Origin of the sequence: Streptomyces sp. CG 926, assembly GCF_003148825.1 — a bacterium.
Taxonomy (GTDB): domain Bacteria; phylum Actinomycetota; class Actinomycetes; order Streptomycetales; family Streptomycetaceae; genus Streptomyces.
Map to the genome: position 1 here is coordinate 51,808 of NZ_QGGZ01000020.1, position 19,526 is coordinate 71,333.

The window sequence follows — 19,526 nt, forward strand, 5'->3', positions numbered from 1 at the left end:
ACCGGCCGGTCGGACGGCGGTCCCGCCCCTGACAAGTGGAAGCGGCTCCGTCACACCCTGACACCCCTTATGAGGGTCGGAGCTAAGGGGTCGGCTAGTGGTTGAGGCTAGGGGCGGCCCGACCGGATATTCGCAGTGGACTGCGGCCACGTGCCGCTCTGAGCGCGCTTCGCGTGATCCTCGTGACGTAAAGGGAAGCACATGGCGGGTCGGTCCGAGTCAAAGGCCGCTGAACTCCAGGCAGGATCTTCCGAACCCATCGCGGTGGTGGGCATCTCGTGCAGTCTGCCGGGAGCCGTCGGCCCGGACGACACACCCGCGCGGGGCGGCTTCCTCGACTCCGTCGACCGCTTCGACGCCGACATCTTCGGCATCTCGCCGCGCGAGGCCGCAGCGATGGATCTGCAGCAGCGGCTCACCCTCGAACTGGGTTCAGAGGCGCTGGAGGACGCGGGCCTCGTGCCCGGTGCCCGCAGGGCGGCGCTGCCCGTCCACGCGTTCCAGCGCCGGCGGCACGGGCCGGTGGACGGGGCGCAGCGGACCGCGCGCACCGCGCCGGGCCGATGCTCCCGGCCCCCGGAGCAGGCCGCCGAGGCCGCTCCGCAGACCGACGGGACGGAGCCCGGCCGCACGCTGCCGGAGCTCGTAAACGCTTCGACGGCCCTGGTGCTCGGCCACGAGTCCCCGGACGGCATCGCCGTGAACACCGCCTTCAAGGAGCTGGGTTTCAGCTCCCTGATGCCGGCGGAGCTGGGCGAACGCCTGACCCAGGCGACCGGCCGCCGCGTTCCGGGTCACCTTCTACCCGCCGGCCGAACACGGTGCCGCCCTCGCCGCCGGCAGCACCCTCGAGGCCCTGCTCTCCAGCTGAGCGCGCCCGCCTCCGCCCCGGAGGTGCCCGCGGCGCCCGGGCCCGCTTTGCCGGGCCGCCGGCGTCCCGCAGGCACACGGCCCCACCCGCACACCCGCCGCGCCGTCACGCCCGGCCCCGCCCTGCCCACCACGAGGGGACACGAGTTCACATGCTGACCGACGAGGGAACCGCCTCCCCCGACCACGCAGCCGACGGTGAGGCCATCGCTGTCGTCGGCATGTCCTGCCGGGTCGCGGGGGCGGACACGCCCGAGGCGTTCTGGCAGGTGCTCAGCAGCGGCACCTGCGCGGTGTCCCGGGACGAGCGGACCGGGCAGTGGGCCGGGTTCCTGGAGGACAAGGACCGGTTCGACGCGGCCTTCTTCGGCCTCACCCCGCGCGAGGCCGCAGCCATGGACCCGCAGCAGCGGTTGGTGCTCGAACTGGCCTGGGCGGCGTTCGAGGATGCGCGCATGGTCCCCGACCGGCTCGGCGGCACCCGAACCGGTGTGTTCGTCGGCGTGATCAACGACGACTACGCCACGCTGGTGCGCCGTACCGGACCGGCCGCGATCTCCGGCCTGACTGCCACGGGCCTGCACCGCTCACTGATCGCCAACCGGCTGTCCTACCTGCTGCGGCTGCGTGGCCCGAGCCTGACCGTGGACAGTGCCCAGTCGTCCTCGTTGGTCGCGGTCCACCTGGCCTGCGAGAGCCTGCGACGTTCCGAGAGTGACGTGGCCGTCGCGGCGGGGGTCAACTTGATCCTCGCCGACGAGAGCACTCTGGGCATGGAGTGCATGGGCGCACTCTCCCCGGACGGGCGCAGCCACGTCTTCGACGCACGCGCCAACGGCTACGTGCGCGGGGAGGGCGGCGCCACCGTCGTCCTCAAGCGGCTGGCCGACGCGCTGGCCGACGGCGACCGGATCCACTGCGTGATCCGGGGCGGCGCGGTCAACAACGACGGCGGCGGAGCCGGTCTGACCGCACCGGACCAGGCTGCGCAGGAGGAGGTACTGCGGGTCGCGCTGCGGCGGGCGGGCGTCGCGGCGCGAGAGCTCGGCTACGTCGAGCTTCACGGCACCGGCACGCCCGTCGGCGACCCGGTCGAGGCCGCCGCGCTGGGCGCCGTCCGTACCGCCGACACGGGCGCCGCCGTCGGGACGGCTCCTCTTGCGGTCGGCTCCGCCAAGACCAATGTCGGCCACCTGGAGGGCGCTGCGGGCATCGTCGGCCTGATCAAGACGGCCCTGTGCCTGACGCACCGGCGCATCCCGGCGACCCTCCACCACGAGAACCCCCACCCCGCGATCCCACTCGACCGCCTGGGCCTGCGGGTGACGACCGCGCTCACGGACTGGCCCGCCATCGTGGCGGACCGACCGCGGCTCGCGGGTGTCTCCTCCTTCGGCATGGGCGGCACCAACTGCCACCTGGTCGTGGCCGAGGCCCCGGCCCTCCCCGCCCCGGTCGAGGCGCCGACACGGGCACCGTTCGCCGAGGCCGTCACGCCCTGGCCCGTGTCGGGCCGTTCGGAGCAGGCGCTGCGCGCCCAGGCCGTACGGCTGCTCGACTTCACCCGCGACCGGCGTGCGCTCGACGAGGCAGGCGTCGGCCACTCGCTGGCCGCGACCCGCACGGCCTTCACCCACCGCGCCGTCGTGCTCGGCGCCGACCGGGCCGGCCTCACGGCCGGACTGGCCGCGCTCGGCGGGGGCGAGGAGTCGGCCTCCGTGGTCCGGGGCACCGCCACCGGAGCCGGGAGCGGAACCGTCTTCGTATTCCCCGGGCAGGGCGCCCAATGGGCGGGCATGGGGCGCGAACTGCTCGACACCTCGGAGGTGTTCCGCCGGGAGATCCAGGCCTGCGAGGCGGCGCTCACCCCGTACACCGACTGGTCGCTGACCGAGGTGCTGCGGGGCGAGCCTGGTGCGCCGCGCCTCGACCGGGTCGACGTGGTCCAGCCCGCCCTGTTCGCCGTCATGGTCGGCCTGGCCGCGCTCTGGCGCTCCTGGGGCATAGAGCCGGCCGCTGTGGTGGGCCACTCGCAGGGCGAGATCGCCGCCGCGTACGTGGCGGGCGCCCTGTCCCTCGACGACGCCGCCCGGGTGGTGGCCCTGCGCAGCGCCGTGATCGCCCGCCGGCTCGCCGGCCGCGGCGGCATGGCCTCCGTCGCCCTGCCCGCCGCCCAGGTGGCGGAGCGCCTGCACGGCCCGTACGCGGACGTGGAGATCGCAGTCGTCAACGGCCCCGCCGCCACCGTCGTGTGCGGCGACCCGGCTGTCCTCGACACCCTCGCCGCCGAGCTGGAGCGCGAGGAGATCCGCGTCCGCCGCATCGCGGTCGACTACGCCTCGCACTCCGCCTACGTCGAGGAGATCGAGGAGGAGGTGTCGGCCGCCCTCGCCCCGCTCGCGCCCGGGGCACCGCGGATCCCGTTCTACTCGACACTGCTGGGCCGCCGGATCACCGACGAGCCGCTGGACGCCGGCTACTGGTACCGCAACCTGCGCTGCACCGTCCACTTCCAGGACGCCGTCGAGGCGCTGCTCGCCGACGGCCACACCGGCTTCGTCGAGACGAGCCCCCACCCCCAGCTGACCCCGGCCGTCGAGGACACCGCCGAGCGGGCCGGCGTCCCGGTCGCCGCCGTGGGTTCCCTGCGCCGCGAGGACGGCGGCCCCACCCGCTTCCTCGTCTCCCTCGCGGAGGCATGGACCCGGGGCCTCCCCGTCGACCTCACCACCGCCTTCGCGGGCGCCCGGCCCGTCGACCTGCCGACGTACGCCTTCCAGGGCGTGCGGCACTGGCTCCCCGAACTGGACGCCGCCGCGCTGCCCGCGCCCCTACGCCGGTCAACGGATCGGGACCGCGACGACGTGGGGAACGCACACGAAGCAGGGGACTCGCAGGAGAACGGGCTGCGCCGCGAGCTCGCCGCCCTCCAGCCCGCCGAACGCGCGCGTCGCGTCCTGCACCTCGTGCGCTCCACCACCGCCGCCGTGCTCGGCCTGGACGGGGCCGCCCGGGTCGATGCCGCCGTCACCTTCAAGAACCAGGGCCTGGGCTCCATCACCGCCGTCGAGCTCCGCAACAAACTCCAAGCGCTGACCGCTCTCAAGCTCTCGACCACGCTGGCCTACGAGCGGCCCACCCCGAAGGCGCTCGCGGACCACCTGCTGGAGCAGTTCGGCGAGATCGAGCAGAGCTCCGACGGCCCCGCCGCCGAGCTGCCCGGGCCACACGCCGGCGGCCCGCCGCGGGCGGCCGCCTCCGAGGATCGGGCCGTCACCCGCGCCACGGGTGAGGACCCGGTCGTGATCGTCGGCATGAGCTGCCGGTTCCCGGGCGGCGTCGACTCGCCCGAGGAGCTCTGGCGGTTCGTGTCCGCCGAGGGCGACGCCATCTCGCCGCTGCCCGCCGACCGCGGCTGGGAGCTGCCCGCCGGGTTCTCCGGCGAGGGCGGTTTCCTTCCGGACGCGGCCGGGTTCGACGCCTCCTTCTTCGGGATCTCGCCGCGCGAGGCCCTGGCGATGGACCCCCAGCAGCGGCTGCTGCTGGAGACCTCGTGGGAGGCGCTGGAGCGGGCCGGTGTGGACGCGCTGTCCCTGCGCGGCAGCCGCACCGCCGTGTTCGTCGGGGCGAGCCCCTCCGAGTACGGCCCCCGGCTGCACGAGAGTTCGGAGTCCGACGGCCACGTCATGACCGGTACGGCGCCGAGCGTGCTGTCCGGGCGCATCGCCTACGTGCTGGGCCTCGAAGGCCCCGCGCTGACCGTGGACACGGCCTGCTCGTCCTCGCTGGTGGCGCTCCACCTCGCAGTGCGGGCCCTGCGCGACGGCGACTGCGACCTCGCGCTGGTGGGCGGTGTGACCGTGATGGCCACCCCCGGCGCGTTCGTCGAGTTCTCCCGCCAGGGCGGTCTGGCCGGCGACGGCCGGTGCAAGGCCTTCTCGGCCGCCGCCGACGGCACCGGCTGGGGCGAGGGCGCCGGCATGCTGGCCGTCCAGCGCCTCTCCGACGCCGTGCGCGACGGCCGCCGGGTCCTGGCGGTCGTACGCGGCTCCGCCGTCAACTCCGACGGCGCGTCCAACGGCCTGACCGCCCCCAACGGCCTCGCGCAGCAGCGCGTCATCCGCCAGGCGCTCGCCGACGCCCGGCTGGCCGCCGCCGACGTGGACGTGGTCGAGGCGCACGGTACCGGCACGAAGCTCGGCGACCCGATCGAGGCGCAGGCGCTGCTGGCCACCTACGGCCAGGACCGGGTGCATCCGCTGATGCTCGGCTCCGTCAAGTCCAACATCGGGCACACGCAGGCCGCCGCCGGCATCGCCGGTGTGATCAAGTCCGTGCTCGCCATGCAGCACGGCACCCTGCCCCGGACCCTGCACGTCGACGAGCCCTCGCCGCACGTGGACTGGTCCGCGGGCGCGGTGGAGCTGTTGACCGAGGCGCGTGAGTGGCCCGCGCCGGGCCGGCCGCGCCGGGCCGGGGTGTCCTCGTTCGGCATCAGCGGCACCAACGCCCACGTGATCCTGGAGCAGGCGCAGGTCACGGCGGAGCGGGACGAGCCCGCCGGTGAGCCGGCCGGCGCCGTCGCGTGGGTGCTCTCGGCCCGTTCCGAGGAGGCGCTGCGGGAACAGGCGCTGCGGCTGGCCGAGCACGTCCGGACGCGGGAGCCACGTCCGGCGGACGTGGGCCTGTCGCTGGCCGTCACCCGGGCGGGCCTGGAGCACCGGGCGGTGCTGACGGCCGCGGACCGCGACGAGTTCCTGACCCAGCTGGCCGCGCTCGCCACCGGCGGGAGCGCCGCGGGAGTGGTGCGCGCCGCGGCGCGCGAGGGCGGACCGACCGCCTTCCTCTTCACCGGCCAGGGATCGCAGCGTCCCGGCATGGGGCGCGAACTGTACGAGAGCCAGCCGGTGTTCGCCGCGTCCTTCGACGAGGTGTGCGCGGAACTGGACCCGCTGCTGGGACGCTCGCTGAAGGACGTCGTGTTCGGCGACCCGGAGGCGCTGGACCGGACCGAGTGGGCCCAGCCCGCGCTGTTCGCGCTGGAAGTCGCGCTGTTCGACCTGGTCGCTTCCTGGGGCATCGGCCCGGACGTGCTGCTGGGCCACTCGATCGGCGAGCTGGCGGCCGCCCATGTCGCCGGTGTGTGGACGCTGCCGGACGCCTGCCGCGTCGTGGCGGCCCGCGGCCGCCTGATGCAGGCGCTGCCCGCGGGCGGCGCGATGGCCGCGGTGCAGGCCACCGAGGACGAACTGCCGCCGCTGCCGGCGGGGGTGTCCCTCGCCGCCGTCAACGGACCCCGCTCGCTGGTGCTGTCGGGCGACGAGAGCGCCGTGGACGCGCTCGTGAGGGACTTCGCCGGGCAGGGACGCCGCACCAAGCGGCTCGTCGTCAGCCACGCCTTCCACTCCGCCCGGATGGACCCGATGCTGGCGGAGTTCGCCGATGTGCTCGCCTCGGTGGAGTTCCACCGGCCGAGGACCCCCGTCGTCTCCGGCCTGACCGGCGGGGTCGCGGGCGACGAACTGCTCACCCCGGACTACTGGGTGCGCCATGCCCGCGAGACCGTCCGCTTCGCCGACGCCGTCACGACGGCGCTGGGCCGGGGCGTGGACAAGCTGCTCGAACTCGGCCCCGGCGGTCCGCTGACCGCGATGGCCGAGGAGATCCTCGCGGACGCGGGCCGCGACGCGGACGTCACCGCCGTACCCGTCCTGCGGGGAGGCGACGACGAGGCCCGGGCCGCGATGACCGCGGCCGGCCGCCTGCACGCCGCCGGTACGGCCGTCGACTGGCCCGCCCTGTTCGCCCCGTACGGGGCCCGGCGCACCGACCTGCCCACCTACGCCTTCCAGCACGAGCGCTACTGGCTCGCCCCGGCCGTGGGCCGTGGCCCGGCCGCGGCCGGTTCCCTGCGCTACCGCGCGGCCTGGACGTCCGTACCGGACGGCGCCCGCCCCGCGACGACCGGCACCTGGGCCCTGGTGGTCCCCGCCGGCGGGCTCGACGAGGCCACCGTGGACGGCGTGGCGCAGGCGCTGCGCGAGCACGGCGCCCACCCCGCCGTGGTCGCGGTCGACGCGGCCGAGCCCGACCGGGCGGAGATCGCGGACGCACTGCGCACGGCGCTCGGCGAGGACGCGGGCGGCGTGGTGTCGCTGCTCGCCCTGGACGGCACGCCGGCCTCGGGCGTGGCCGCCACCGCCGTGGTGCTCGGGGCGATGGCCGACCTGGGCGGCGAAAGCCGTCTGTGGTGCCTGACCCGCGGCGCCGTGTCCGTGAGCCCCTCCGACGCTCTGGAGGCGCCGGAGCAGGCACAGATGTGGGGCATGGGCCGGGTCGCGGCCCTGGAACAGCCCGAGCGCTGGGGCGCTCTCGTCGACCTGCCCGCCGTACTGGACGAGCGTGCCCGCACCCGGCTGGGCGCGGCGCTGTCCGGCGCCACCGGCGAGGACCAGGTGGCCGTCCGTACCGCGGGTCTCTTCGCGCGGCGGCTGGTGCGCCACTCCGGCCGCGGTGACGACGCCCGCGCCGAGCGCTCCGGCATCGACGGCATCGCCGGCGTCGACGGCACCGTCCTGGTGACCGGCGGCACGGGGGCGCTCGGCGCCCACCTCGCCCACTGGCTCGCCGACGAGGGCGCCCGCCACGTGCTGCTGACCAGCAGGCGCGGCCCGGAGGCCGAAGGCGTCGGGGAACTGGTCGCGCGGCTGCGCGAACGGGGCACCGAGGTGACGGTCGCCGCCTGCGACGTCGCCGACCGACAGGCCCTGGCGGGCCTCATCTCCGCGATCCCGGCCGACCGACCCCTGACCGCCGTCGTGCACGCCGCGGGCGTCCTGGACGACGGAGTGCTCGACGCGCTCACCCCCGGTCGGTTCTCCGCGGTCGCCGGGCCCAAGGCGGACGGGGCACGGCACCTGCACGAGCTCACCCGCGACCTCGACCTGTCCGCGTTCGTGCTGTTCTCCTCCTTCGCGGGCACCGTGGGCCTGGCCGGACAGGGTAATTACGCGGCCGCCAACGCCTACCTGGACGCGCTCGCCGTACACCGTGCCCAGCTCGGCCTGCCCGCCACCTCGGTGGCCTGGGGCTCCTGGTCCGGCGCCGGTATGGCCGCCGACACGGAGGCCGTGCGACGCCAGCTGGCGCGCACCGGGCTGGTCCCCCTCGACCCCGCCGCGGCCCTGACCGAACTGCGCCGCGTCCTCGACGACGGCGAGAGCGCCGTGACCGTCGCCGACATCGACTGGGACCGCTGCGCGGGCTCCGGCCCGGGCCGGCCCACCACGCTGTTCGACAGCATCGCCGGGGCCCGCCGGCCCCCGCAGGACACCGCACGGGCCGGCGCGGACACCTCGGCGGGCCGGCTCGCCGGCCTCGCCGGGCAGGAGCTGCGCCGTGCCCTCGCGCAGCTGGTCGCCGCCGAGGCCGCGGCCGTCCTGGGCCTGCCGGCCACGGCCCGGATCCAGGAGGACCGGACCTTCCGCACCCTCGGCTTCGACTCGCTGATCGGCGTCGAGTTCCGCAACCGGCTCGCCGCGGCCACCGGGAGGCGGCTGTCGCCCGGTCTGGTCTTCGACCACCCCACACCGCAACGGCTGGTCGAGCACCTCGCCACCGCCGTCGAGGGGACCTCCGCGGGAGCCGTGGAACGCTCCGTAGCGGTGCGCGACCACGACGATCCGATCGTGATCGTGGCGGCCGCCTGCCGTTTCCCGGGCGACGTCCGTTCCCCGGAGGACCTGTGGCAGCTCGTCCTCGACGGGCGGGACGCCATCGGCGCCTTCCCGTCGGACCGCGGCTGGAACCTCCACGAGCTCTACAGCCCCGACCCGGGCCGGGCGGGCACCAGCTACGTCCGCGAGGGCGGCTTCCTCTCCGACGTGGCCGGCTTCGACGCCTCCTTCTTCGGGATCTCGCCGCGCGAGGCCCTGGCGATGGACCCGCAGCAGCGGCTCCTGCTGGAGTCCTCCTGGGAGGTCCTGGAACGCGCCGGGATCGACCCGACGACCCTGCAGGGCAGCCGCACGGGCGTGTTCGTCGGCACCAACGGCCAGGACTACGCCACCCTCCTGGGCTCGGCGGACGTCGAAGGCCACGTGCTCACCGGCACCGCCTCCAGCGTGCTGTCCGGGCGCATCGCCTACACCCTGGGCCTCGAAGGCCCCGCGATGACCGTGGACACCGCCTGCTCCTCGTCCCTGGTGGCGCTGCACCTCGCCGTCCAGGCGCTGCACGCCGGCGAGTGCGACCTCGCGCTGGCCTCCGGCGTGACGGTGATGTCCACCCCGGACATCTTCGTGGAGTTCTCCCGGCAGCGCGGTCTCGCCGTGGACGGGCGCTGCAAGGCGTTCGGTTCGGGCGCGGACGGCACCGGCTGGGGCGAGGGCGTCGGCATCGTGCTGGTGGAACGCCTCTCGGACGCCCGCCGCCGAGGCCACGACGTCCTGGCCGTCGTCCGGGGCAGCGCCGTCAACCAGGACGGCGCCTCCAACGGCCTCAGCGCGCCCAACGGGCCCGCGCAGCAGCGGGTGATCCGCCAGGCCCTGGCCGAGGCCGGCCTCGCCCCCCGCGACGTGGACGCCGTGGAGGCGCACGGTACGGGTACGGCGCTCGGCGACCCGATCGAGGCGCAGGCCCTCCTGGCCACCTACGGCCAGGACCGGCCCGCCGACCGCCCGCTGTACCTCGGTTCGGTGAAGTCCAACATCGGGCACACCCAGGCCGCCGCCGGCATGGCCGGCATCCTGAAGCTGCTCCTGGCGCTGCGCCACGAACAGCTCCCGCGCACGCTGCACGCCACCGAGCCCACCCCCGAGGTGGACTGGTCCGGGGGCGCCGTCGAGCTGCTCACCGAGAACCGGCCGTGGCTCGCGCCGGGCCGCCCGCGCCGCGCGGCGGTGTCCGCCTTCGGCGTCAGCGGCACCAACGCGCACGTGATCCTGGAGCAGGCGCCGCCCGCCGGCGAGCCCGCGGAACTGCCGGACGCGCGACCGTCCGTACTCGGCTCCCCGGCACTTCCCTGGGTGCTCAGCGCCAAGTCCGGTCAGGCGCTGCGGGAACAGGCCGCGCGTCTGCTCGACCGGATGCCCGAGGCGCCCGCGGCCGACATCGGCCGTTCCCTCGTCACGACCCGGGCGACCTGGGAGGAGCGGGCGGTCGTACTCGCCGACGACACCGGCGCGCACCTGCCGGCGCTCGGCGCGCTGGCCCGCGGCGAGGGCGACCCGCGCGTGGTGCGCGGCACCGCCGACACCCGCGGCCGGACCGTCTTCGTCTTCCCCGGCCAGGGCGCCCAGTGGGCCGGCATGGCCGCCGGACTGTGGGAGTCCTCGCCGGTGTTCGCGCAGTGGATGGACCGCTGCGCCGAAGCGCTCGCCCCCCTGACCGACTGGTCGCTGGCCGACGTGATCCGCGCCGGCGACGGCGCCCCCGGCCTGGACCGGGTGGACGTCGTACAGCCCGCCTCGTGGGCCGTGGGCGTCTCCCTCGCGGGCCTGTGGCGGTCCTGCGGCGTCGAGCCGGCCGCCGTGGTCGGCCACTCCCAGGGCGAGATCGCCGCGGCCTGCGTGGCCGGCGCGCTCTCGCTCGACGACGGCGCCGCCCTCGTGACCCTGCGCAGCAAACTGATCGCCGAGGAACTCTCCGGGCACGGCGGCATGGTGTCCGTGGCCCTGTCCCCGGCCGACACGGCCGAGCGGATCTCCCGCTGGGACGGCAGGATCTCCGTCGCGGCGAACAACAGCCGCAGGTCCACCGTCGTCTCCGGCGACCCGCAGGCGCTGGCGGAGCTGTTGGCCGGTTGCGAGGCCGACGGGGTCCGCGCCCGCCGCATCCCCGTCGACTACGCCTCCCACTCCGCCCACGTGGAGCGGATCGAGGAGCGGCTCGCCGAGCTGACGGCCGGTATCGCGCCGCGCACGGGAGAGATCCCGTTCCACTCCACCACGACGGGCGGTCCGCTCGACACGGCCGGCCTCGACGCCGGCTACTGGTACCGCAACCTCCGCCGGCCGGTGCTGTTCGGGCCGGTCGTCGAGGACCTCCTCGCCCAAGGCCACGACGTGTTCGTCGAGGTCAGCCCGCACCCGGTGCTCGTTCCCGCCGTGCAGGACGCCATCGACGCGACCGGCAGCGCAGCCGCCGCCGTGGGCACCCTGCGCCGGGACCAAGGCGGCCCCGACCGCTTCGCGGCCTCGCTGGCCGAGGCGTACGTCCGTGGCACCGGCGTCGACTGGACCGCGGTGCTCGGCGCCACCGGTGCCCCCCGCGCCGAGCTGCCGACCTATCCCTTCCAGCGCAGCCGCTTCTGGCCCGACTCCGTCGCGGCCACGGCCGCCGCGGGCCCGGGGGACGACGACGCCGAGCTGTGGCAGGCCGTCGAACGCGGCGACCTGGACGCCGTGGCGGCCGAACTCGACGTCCAGGACGGACAGTCGCTCCGGCCCCTGCTCCCGGCCCTCTCCGGCTGGCGCCGCAGGCGCAAGGACTCCGCCCTGGCGGACAGCTGGCGCTACCGCGTCTCCTGGACGCCGGTGGCACAGGCCGCCGCGCCAGCCCCGTCCGGCACCTGGCTGCTGGTGACCGCGGACCCGGACGGCGAGGAGGCCCGCTGGGCCCGCGCCGCCCTCGGCGAGCACGTCACCGTCGTACTCCCGGACGCGCCCTTCTCCCCGGAGGTCCTGCGCTCCTCGGAAGGCACCGCCTGGACCGCGGTGGTGTCCCTGCTGGGACTCGACACCCGTCCGCACCCCGAGCACCCCGCGGTCCCCGCGGGCGTCGCGGGAACCCTGACCCTGCTGTCCGCGCTGCGGGACGCCGGGATCGACGCACCGCTGTGGTGCCTGACCCGGGGCGCCGTCGGCACCGGAAGGTCGGACCAGGTCCGCGCGCCGCAACAGGCCCAGTTCTGGGGACTGGGCCGGGTCGCCGGGCTGGAGGGCCCCGAGACCTGGGGCGGACTCGTCGACCTGCCGTCCGTACTCGACGACCGGGCCGCCGCACTGCTGCGCACCGTCCTCGGCGCGAGCGGGGACGAACAGGAGTACGCCCTGCGCGGCGCCGGACTCTACGTCCGCCGCCTCGTGCGCGCCCCGCTGGACCGCGCCAGGCCGAACCGCCGCTGGCGGCCCCGCCCGGACGGCACCGTGGTGGTCACCGGCGGCACCGGCGCCCTGGGCGCCCGGGTCGCCCGCTGGCTGGCCCGCGAGGGCGCCGGACACCTCCTGCTGACCAGCAGGAGGGGGATGGCCGCCGAGGGTGCGGACGACCTGGTCGCGGAGCTGCGCGAGCTGGGGGCCGACGTCACGGTCGCCGCCTGCGACGTGGCCGAACGCGACGGGCTGGCCGAGGCCCTGGCCGGCGTCCCGGACGGGTTCCCCGTCACCGCGGTGGTGCACACCGCGGGTGTCACCCGCTTCGCCGCGCTGACCGACACCACCCTCGCCCAGTGGGCGGACGTCGTGGCCGCCAAGGCCGACGGCGCCCGCCACCTGGACGAACTGCTGGCCGCTCACGACCTCGACGCCTTCGTGCTGTTCTCCTCCGGCGCCGCCGTCTGGGGCAGCGCCGGACAGGCCGCCTACGCGGCCGCCAACGCCTACGCCGACGCGCTCGCGGCCGACCGCCGCAGGCGCGGCCTCGTCGCCACGTCGATGGCCTGGGGCAGCTGGGCCGGCGGCGGCATGGTCGACGACGACCTGGCGCGGGAACTGGCCCGCGGCGGGGTGCGCTCGATGGACCCGGACCGGGCGATCGGCGCGCTCCAGCAGGCGCTCGACCACGACGAAACCGCCCTGACCGTCACCGACATGGACTGGGGACGCTTCACCGAGACGTTCACAGCGGCCCGGCGACGGCCCCTGCTCGACGAGATCCCGGAGGCGGCCCCTGCCGTCGCCGCCGAATCCCCGGCCGGCGGGTCCCCGCTCGCCGCGCAGCTCGCCGGGCTGACCGCCACGGAGCGCGACCGCGTCCTGCTGGACCTCGTGCGGACCTCCGCGGCCCTGGCCCTGGGACACGCGGGAGCCGAGGCCGTCGCACCGGCGAAGCCCTTCAAGGACCTCGGTTTCGACTCGCTGACCGCCGTCGACCTGCGCAACCGGCTCGCGTCGGCCACCGGGGTACGACTGCCCGCCACCCTCGTCTTCGACCACCCCACCCCGCTCGCGGCCGCGGCCGAGCTGCGGACCCTGCTGCTGGGCGAGGACCGCCCCGCCGACGCGGTGTCCGCGCCGTCCGCCGCCTCAGCCGAAGGCGACCCCGTGGTGATCGTCGGGATGGCCTGCCGGTTCCCCGGCGGGGCGAACTCGCCCGAAGGACTGTGGGACCTGGTCGCGGCCGGCAAGGACGGCATCGGGAACTTCCCCACCGACCGCCACTGGGACGTCCCCGCCGACGCGGCGTTCTCCCAGACCGGCGGCTTCCTCCCGGACGCCGCCCGGTTCGACGCGGCCTTCTTCGGGATATCCCCCCGCGAGGCCCTCGCGATGGACCCCCAGCAGCGCCTGCTGCTGGAGACCTCCTGGGAGGCACTGGAGCGGACCGGCCTGGACGCCCTGTCCCTGCGCGGCAGCCGCACCGGCGTCTTCGTCGGCGCGGGATCGCACGACTACGGCACCCTGCTGACCTCCATGGAGGGCGGACAGGACTACGCGCTGACCGGAGCCGTCGGCAGCGTCCTGTCCGGGCGGATCGCCTACACCCTGGGCCTGGAGGGCCCGGCCCTGACCGTGGACACGGCCTGCTCCTCCTCGCTGGTGGCCCTCCACCTCGCGGCGCAGTCCCTGCGCAACGGCGAGTGCGAGCTGGCCCTCGCCGGCGGCGTGGCCGTCATGGCCACCCCCAACGCCTTCGACGCGTTCGCCCGGCAGGGCGGACTGGCCCCGGACGGACGCTGCAAGGCCTTCGCGGCCGGTGCCGACGGCACCGGCTGGGGCGAGGGCGTCGGCGTCCTGGTCCTGACGCGCCTCTCCGAGGCACGCCGCCGCGGCCACGAGGTGCTGGCGGTCGTACGCGGCTCGGCGGTCAACTCCGACGGGGCCTCCAACGGCCTCAGCGCGCCCAACGGCCCCTCGCAGCAGCGGGTGATCCGGCAGGCGCTGGCCGACGCGAACGTCTCCGTCACCGACGTGGACCTGGTGGAGGCGCACGGTACGGGCACCTCGCTGGGCGACCCGATCGAGGCGCAGGCACTGCTCGCGACCTACGGCCAGGGCCGGACCGAGGGCCGCCCGCTCCACCTCGGCTCGGTGAAGTCGAACATCGGCCACACCCAGGCCGCCGCGGGCGTGGCCGGCGTGATCAAGTCGGTGCTGGCGCTGCGGCACGGCATGCTGCCGGCCACGCTGCACGTGGACGAGCCGACCCCGGAGGTCGACTGGTCGTCCGGCGCGGTGGAGCTGCTGACCGAGGGCCGGCAGTGGCCGCGTACGGACAGCCCCCGCCGAGCGGGCGTGTCGGCGTTCGGCATCAGCGGCACCAACGCGCACGTGATCCTGGAACAGGCGCCGGCCACCGCGCAGGACCCGCGGCCCGAGCGCGCGCCGCAGCCCCGCGGCCCGGTGCCGTGGTCCGTTTCGGCCCGCTCCGCGGGCGCGCTGAAGGCCCAGGCCCGGCGGCTGGCCGCGTACGTCGGCGCCACCGACCTGCCGGTCGGTGACATCGGCTTCTCCCTGGCGGCGACGCGGGCCCAGCTGGAGCACCGCGCGGTCGTGACGGCCGCGGACCGCGACGGCTTCGCGGCGGCCCTGACGGCGCTCGCCGACGGCACCTCCGCCGCCGGCGTGGTGCAGGGCGTCGCCGCCGAGGGCGGGACGGCGTTCCTCTTCTCCGGGCAGGGCTCGCAGCGCGAGGGGATGGGCCGGGAACTGTACGACGCCCACCCGGTGTTCGCCTCGGCCTTCGACGAGGTGTGCGCACAGCTCGACCTGCTGCTGGACCGTCCGGTGAAGGAGGTCGTGTTCACCGACGGCGCCGCACTGGCCGAGACCGTCCACACCCAGGCCGGGCTGTTCGCCCTGGAGGTCGCCCTGTCCGAGCTCGTGCGCTCGTGGGGCGTGCGGCCGGACATCCTGCTCGGGCACTCGATCGGCGAGCTCACCGCGGCCTACGTGGCCGGGGTGTGGAGCCTGCCGGACGCCTGCCGGATCGTCGCCGCGCGGGGCAGGCTGATGCAGGCGCTGCCCAGGGGCGGCGCGATGTTGGCGGTGCAGGCGGCCGAGGGCGAGTTGCCCGGACTGCCGCAGGGCGTATCGGTCGCCGCGGTCAACGGCCCCCGCTCGGTGGTGCTGTCCGGTGACGAGGAGCCGGTGACGGCACTGGCCCGGACCTTCGCCGAAGAGGGCAGGCGCACCAAGCGCCTGACGGTCAGCCACGCCTTCCACTCGGCCCGGATGGAACCGATGCTGGCCGAGTTCGCCGAGGTGCTGGCCACGGTGGAGTTCCGCGCGCCGGCCGTACCCGTCGTGTCGAACCTGACGGGCACCGTCGCGGGCGCGGAACTGACCACCCCCGACTACTGGGTCCGGCACGTCCGCGAGGCCGTGCGCTTCGCCGACGGCGTCGCGACCGCACGCGACGCCGGTATCGGGACGTTCCTGGAACTCGGCCCCGGCGGCGCGCTGACCGCCATGGCGGAGGAGGTCCTCGACGAGGCGGGCGAGAGCGCCGCCGTGTGCGTCCCCGTGCTGCGGGCCGACCGGCCCGAGGCCGCCTCGCTGCTGCACGCCCTGGCGACGGGGTCGGTGCACGGCACCGACGTGGACTGGACGTCCGCGTTCACCGGACACGACGCGCGCACCGTGGAACTGCCGACCTACGCCTTCCAGGGCAAGCACTTCTGGCCGCTGCCCGACCGGCCCGCCGGGGACCTGACGGCGGCCGGCCTGGCCGAGGCCGGCCACCCGCTGCTGACGGCCTGGCTCCCCTCGCCGCAGGGCGACGGGGTACTGGCCACCGGCCGCCTGTCCCTGAGCACGCACCCGTGGCTGGGCGAGCACACGGTGCTGGGCACCGTCCTCGTGCCGGGCACCGCCTTCGTCGACCTCGCCTGCTGGGCGGGTGAGCGCGTCGGCTGCGGCGAACTGAGGGAACTGACGCTGGCCGCCCCGCTGGCACTGGCCGAGAACGCGGCCGTACGGCTGCGCCTCGTCCTCGAGGCGCCCGACGCCACCGGCTGCCGCCCGGTCGCCGTGTACACCCAGCCGGACACCAAGGAGGAGGAGTCCGCCTGGACGCGGCACGCCGAGGGCCTGCTCGCCCCGGCCGACCCCGCCTTCACCGCGCCCGGCGGCCTCGACGTCTGGCCGGCGGCCGGTGCCGAGCCCGTCGACCTGGACGGCTTCTACGACGGGCTCGTCGACGCCGGCTTCGACTACGGCCCGCTCTTCCAGGGGCTGTACGGGACCTGGCGGCGCGGCGACGAGGTCTTCGCCGAGGTGCGCCTGCCGGGCGACGGCGGCGACGCCCGCGGCTTCGGCGTCCACCCGGCCCTGCTGGACGCGGCCCTGCACGCGCTGGGGCCGGCCGCCCGGGCCGAGGACGAGCCGGGATCGGCCCGCCTGCCCTTCTCCTGGGGCGGAGTACGGGTCCACGCGGTCGGCGCCGACCTGCTGCGGGTCCGCCTGGTCCGCGCCGACGACGGCACCATCACGCTGCACGCCGCCGACGCGGACGGCCGCCCGGTCGTCTCCATCGACTCGCTGGTCATGCGGCCCGTCTCGCCGGAGCGGCTGCGCGGCGCGCAGACGGCACCGACGACGGGCGACGCGCTGTTCGCCACGGGCTGGGTGCCCTTGGACGGCCCCCTCGTCGCACCGGAATCGGCCGGCTGCGTCCTGCTCGGCGAACCGCTGGACGGCCCCTGGCGCCATCACCCCGACCTCGCGGCCTACGCCGCGGCGCTCGCCGACGGCACCCAGGAGCCCGGCCCGGTCGTGGTGCGGTGCCCGGAGGAGAGCACGGACGGCGCCGACGCCGCCGGCGCGGCACGCCGCGCCGCCGAGTGGGCCCTGGACCTGCTCCAGCGGTGGCTGGCCGACGACCGGCCGGCCGACAGCCCCCTCGTGATCGCCACCCGCCACGCGGCCGCCGTACCGGCAGCGCCGGCCCCGGTCAGGCTCGCCCACGCGACGGTGTCCGGCCTGGTCCGCTCGGCCCAGACGGAGAACCCCGACCGCATCTTCCTGATCGACCTCGACGACGCCCTGCCGGATCCGGCACACGTCGTCGAGGCGGTGCACCGGGGCGAGCCCGAGGTGGCCGTACGTCAGGGAGGGCTCTACGCCCGCCGGCTGACACGTCCCTCCACGGGCGCGTCCCTGACGGTGCCCCCCGGCCCGTGGCGGCTGGACAGCACCGGGCGCGGCACGCTGGACAACCTGGCCCTGGTGCCCTGCGACGAGGCGAAGGCCCCGCTCGCCGAGGGCATGGTGCGCATCGCGGTCCGTGCGGCGGGCATGAACTTCCGGGACGTGCTGATCGCCCTGGACATGTACCCGGGCCGGGCGGAGCTCGGTACGGAATGCGCCGGCGTGGTCCTGGAGACAGGGCCCGGCGTGAGCGACCTGGTGCCGGGCGACCGCGTGATGGGGATGGTCGCCGGCGCGTTCGGACCCACCGCGGTCGCCGACCGCCGGGTGCTCGTGCGGATGCCGCGGGGATGGTCCTTCGCATCCGCGGCAGCGACGCCGGTCGCCTTCCTGACGGCCTACTACGGCCTGGTCGACCTGGCCGGGCTGAGCGCCGGCGAGTCGGTGCTCGTCCACGCCGCCGCAGGCGGCGTGGGCATGGCGGCCGTGCAACTGGCCCGGCACCTGGGCGCCGAGGTGTTCGGCACCGCCAGTGAACCCAAGTGGGAGACCCTGCTCGCCGACGGGCTGGACCGCGCGCACATCGCCTCCTCCCGGACGCTGGACTTCGCCGACGCCTTCCGGACGGCGACGGACGGCGCCGGTGTGGACGTCGTACTGAACGCGCTCGCGGGCGAGTTCATCGACGCTTCCCTCGGTCTGATGCCGCGCGGCGGCCGCTTCGTGGAGATGGGCAAGACCGATCCGCGCGACCCCGCGCGGATCGCCGACGAGCACCCGGGTGTGCGCTACCGGGCCTTCGACCTCGGTGACGCCGGCCCGGACCGCATCGGCGAGATCCTCACCCACCTCGCCGAACTGTTCGACCGCGGTTCGCTGGTTCCGCTTCCGGTCACCACCTGGGACATCCGCGACGCGGAGGACGCCTTCCGGGCGCTGAGCCAGGCCACCATCACCGGCAAGGCGGTACTGACCCTCCCCACCACCTCCTTCGAGGCGGGCGAGACCGTCCTGATCACCGGTGGTACGGGCACCCTCGGCACCCTGCTGGCGCGGCACCTCGTCGTGGAACACGGCCTTCGTCACGTGACGCTGACCGGACGGCGCGGCACGGACACCCCTGCCGTGGAGCAGCTGCGCACCGAACTCGCCGAACTGGGCGCGCAGGTACGGGTCGCGGCCTGTGACGCGGGCGACGAGGAGGCACTCGGCCGGCTCCTGGACTCGATCACCGCGGAGCATTCACTGGCCGGCGTCGTACACGCCGCAGGCGTCACCGACGACGGGGTCGTCTCCGCCCTGGACCCGCAGCGGCTGAACGCCGTACTGCACCCGAAGGTGGACGGTGCCTGGAACCTGCACCGTCTCACCGAGCACCTGGCACCCCGGATGTTCGCCCTGTTCTCGTCCGCGTCGGCCACGCTCGGCGCGGCGGGCCAGGGCAACTACGCGGCCGCCAACGCGTTCCTGGACTCGCTGGCCGAGTACCGGCACGCGCAGGGCCTGCCGGCCACGAGCCTGGCCTGGGGCCTGTGGGGTGAGGCCAGCGGTATGACCGGCAGCCTCGACGAGCGCGACCTGCGGCGCATGAGCCGCTCCGGCGTCGCCCCGCTCGGCAGCGAGGAGGGCCTGGCCCTGTTCGACAGCGGCGTGCTCGGCGGCGTCCCGGCGGTCGTCCCGGTCAAGCTCGACCTGGCCGGGCTGCGGGCACACCACGCGGACCGGCCCGTGCCGGCCGTACTGCGCGAACTCGTACGGGTCCGGCGCTCGGCGGCCACCGCCACGGTGACCCGCGTGGCGGGCGAGGCCGCCCCGGCGTCACTGACGGACAGGCTCGCCCCGCTGTCCCCCGCGGAGCGGCACCGGCTCGTCCTGGACCTGGTGCGCGAGCACACCGCGGCCGTACTGGGCCACGGCTCCGCCGACGAGATCGACTCCGACCAGGCGTTCAAGGCGCTCGGATTCGACTCGCTCACGGCGGTCGAACTCCGCAACCACCTGCGGACGGCCACCTCCCTGGCCGTCCCGGCGACCTTGGTCTTCGACCACCCGACACCGGCCGCGCTCACCGAGCACCTGCTCGAACTCGCCGCACCCCCGCGTCATGACCCGGTGCTCCAGGTCATGGGCGAGCTCGAACGCCTCGAAGCGGGCATCGAGGCGATCGGCACCGGCGACGGCTCCCACGACGAGGTGGCGGCACGACTGCGCCGCATCCTCCGCAAGCTCGAGGCCGGGTCCGCACCGGCCACCGCCGACAGCGAGGACTCCTCCCTCGAAACGGCCACCGCGGCAGAACTGCTCGCGTTCATCGACAGCGAATTCGGCGATCTCGCCTAAGACCAT

General features: G+C 75.6%; 2 protein-coding genes. Both read left to right on the forward strand.

All coding sequences use genetic code 11. The features are described from left to right. Positions 1-201 precede the first annotated feature (201 nt). Positions 202-1,029 (forward strand): acyl carrier protein, encoded by an 828-nt coding sequence (locus BCL76_RS40190; protein WP_258310120.1) that lies wholly within the window; start codon positions 202-204, stop codon positions 1,027-1,029. Beyond that, positions 1,023-19,520: a type I polyketide synthase gene (locus BCL76_RS40195; RefSeq protein ID WP_258310121.1), complete on the forward strand. Its 18,498-nt coding sequence runs from the start codon at positions 1,023-1,025 to the stop codon at positions 19,518-19,520. Before BCL76_RS40190 ends, BCL76_RS40195 begins: the two co-directional genes overlap by 7 nt. Positions 19,521-19,526 lie beyond the last annotated feature (6 nt).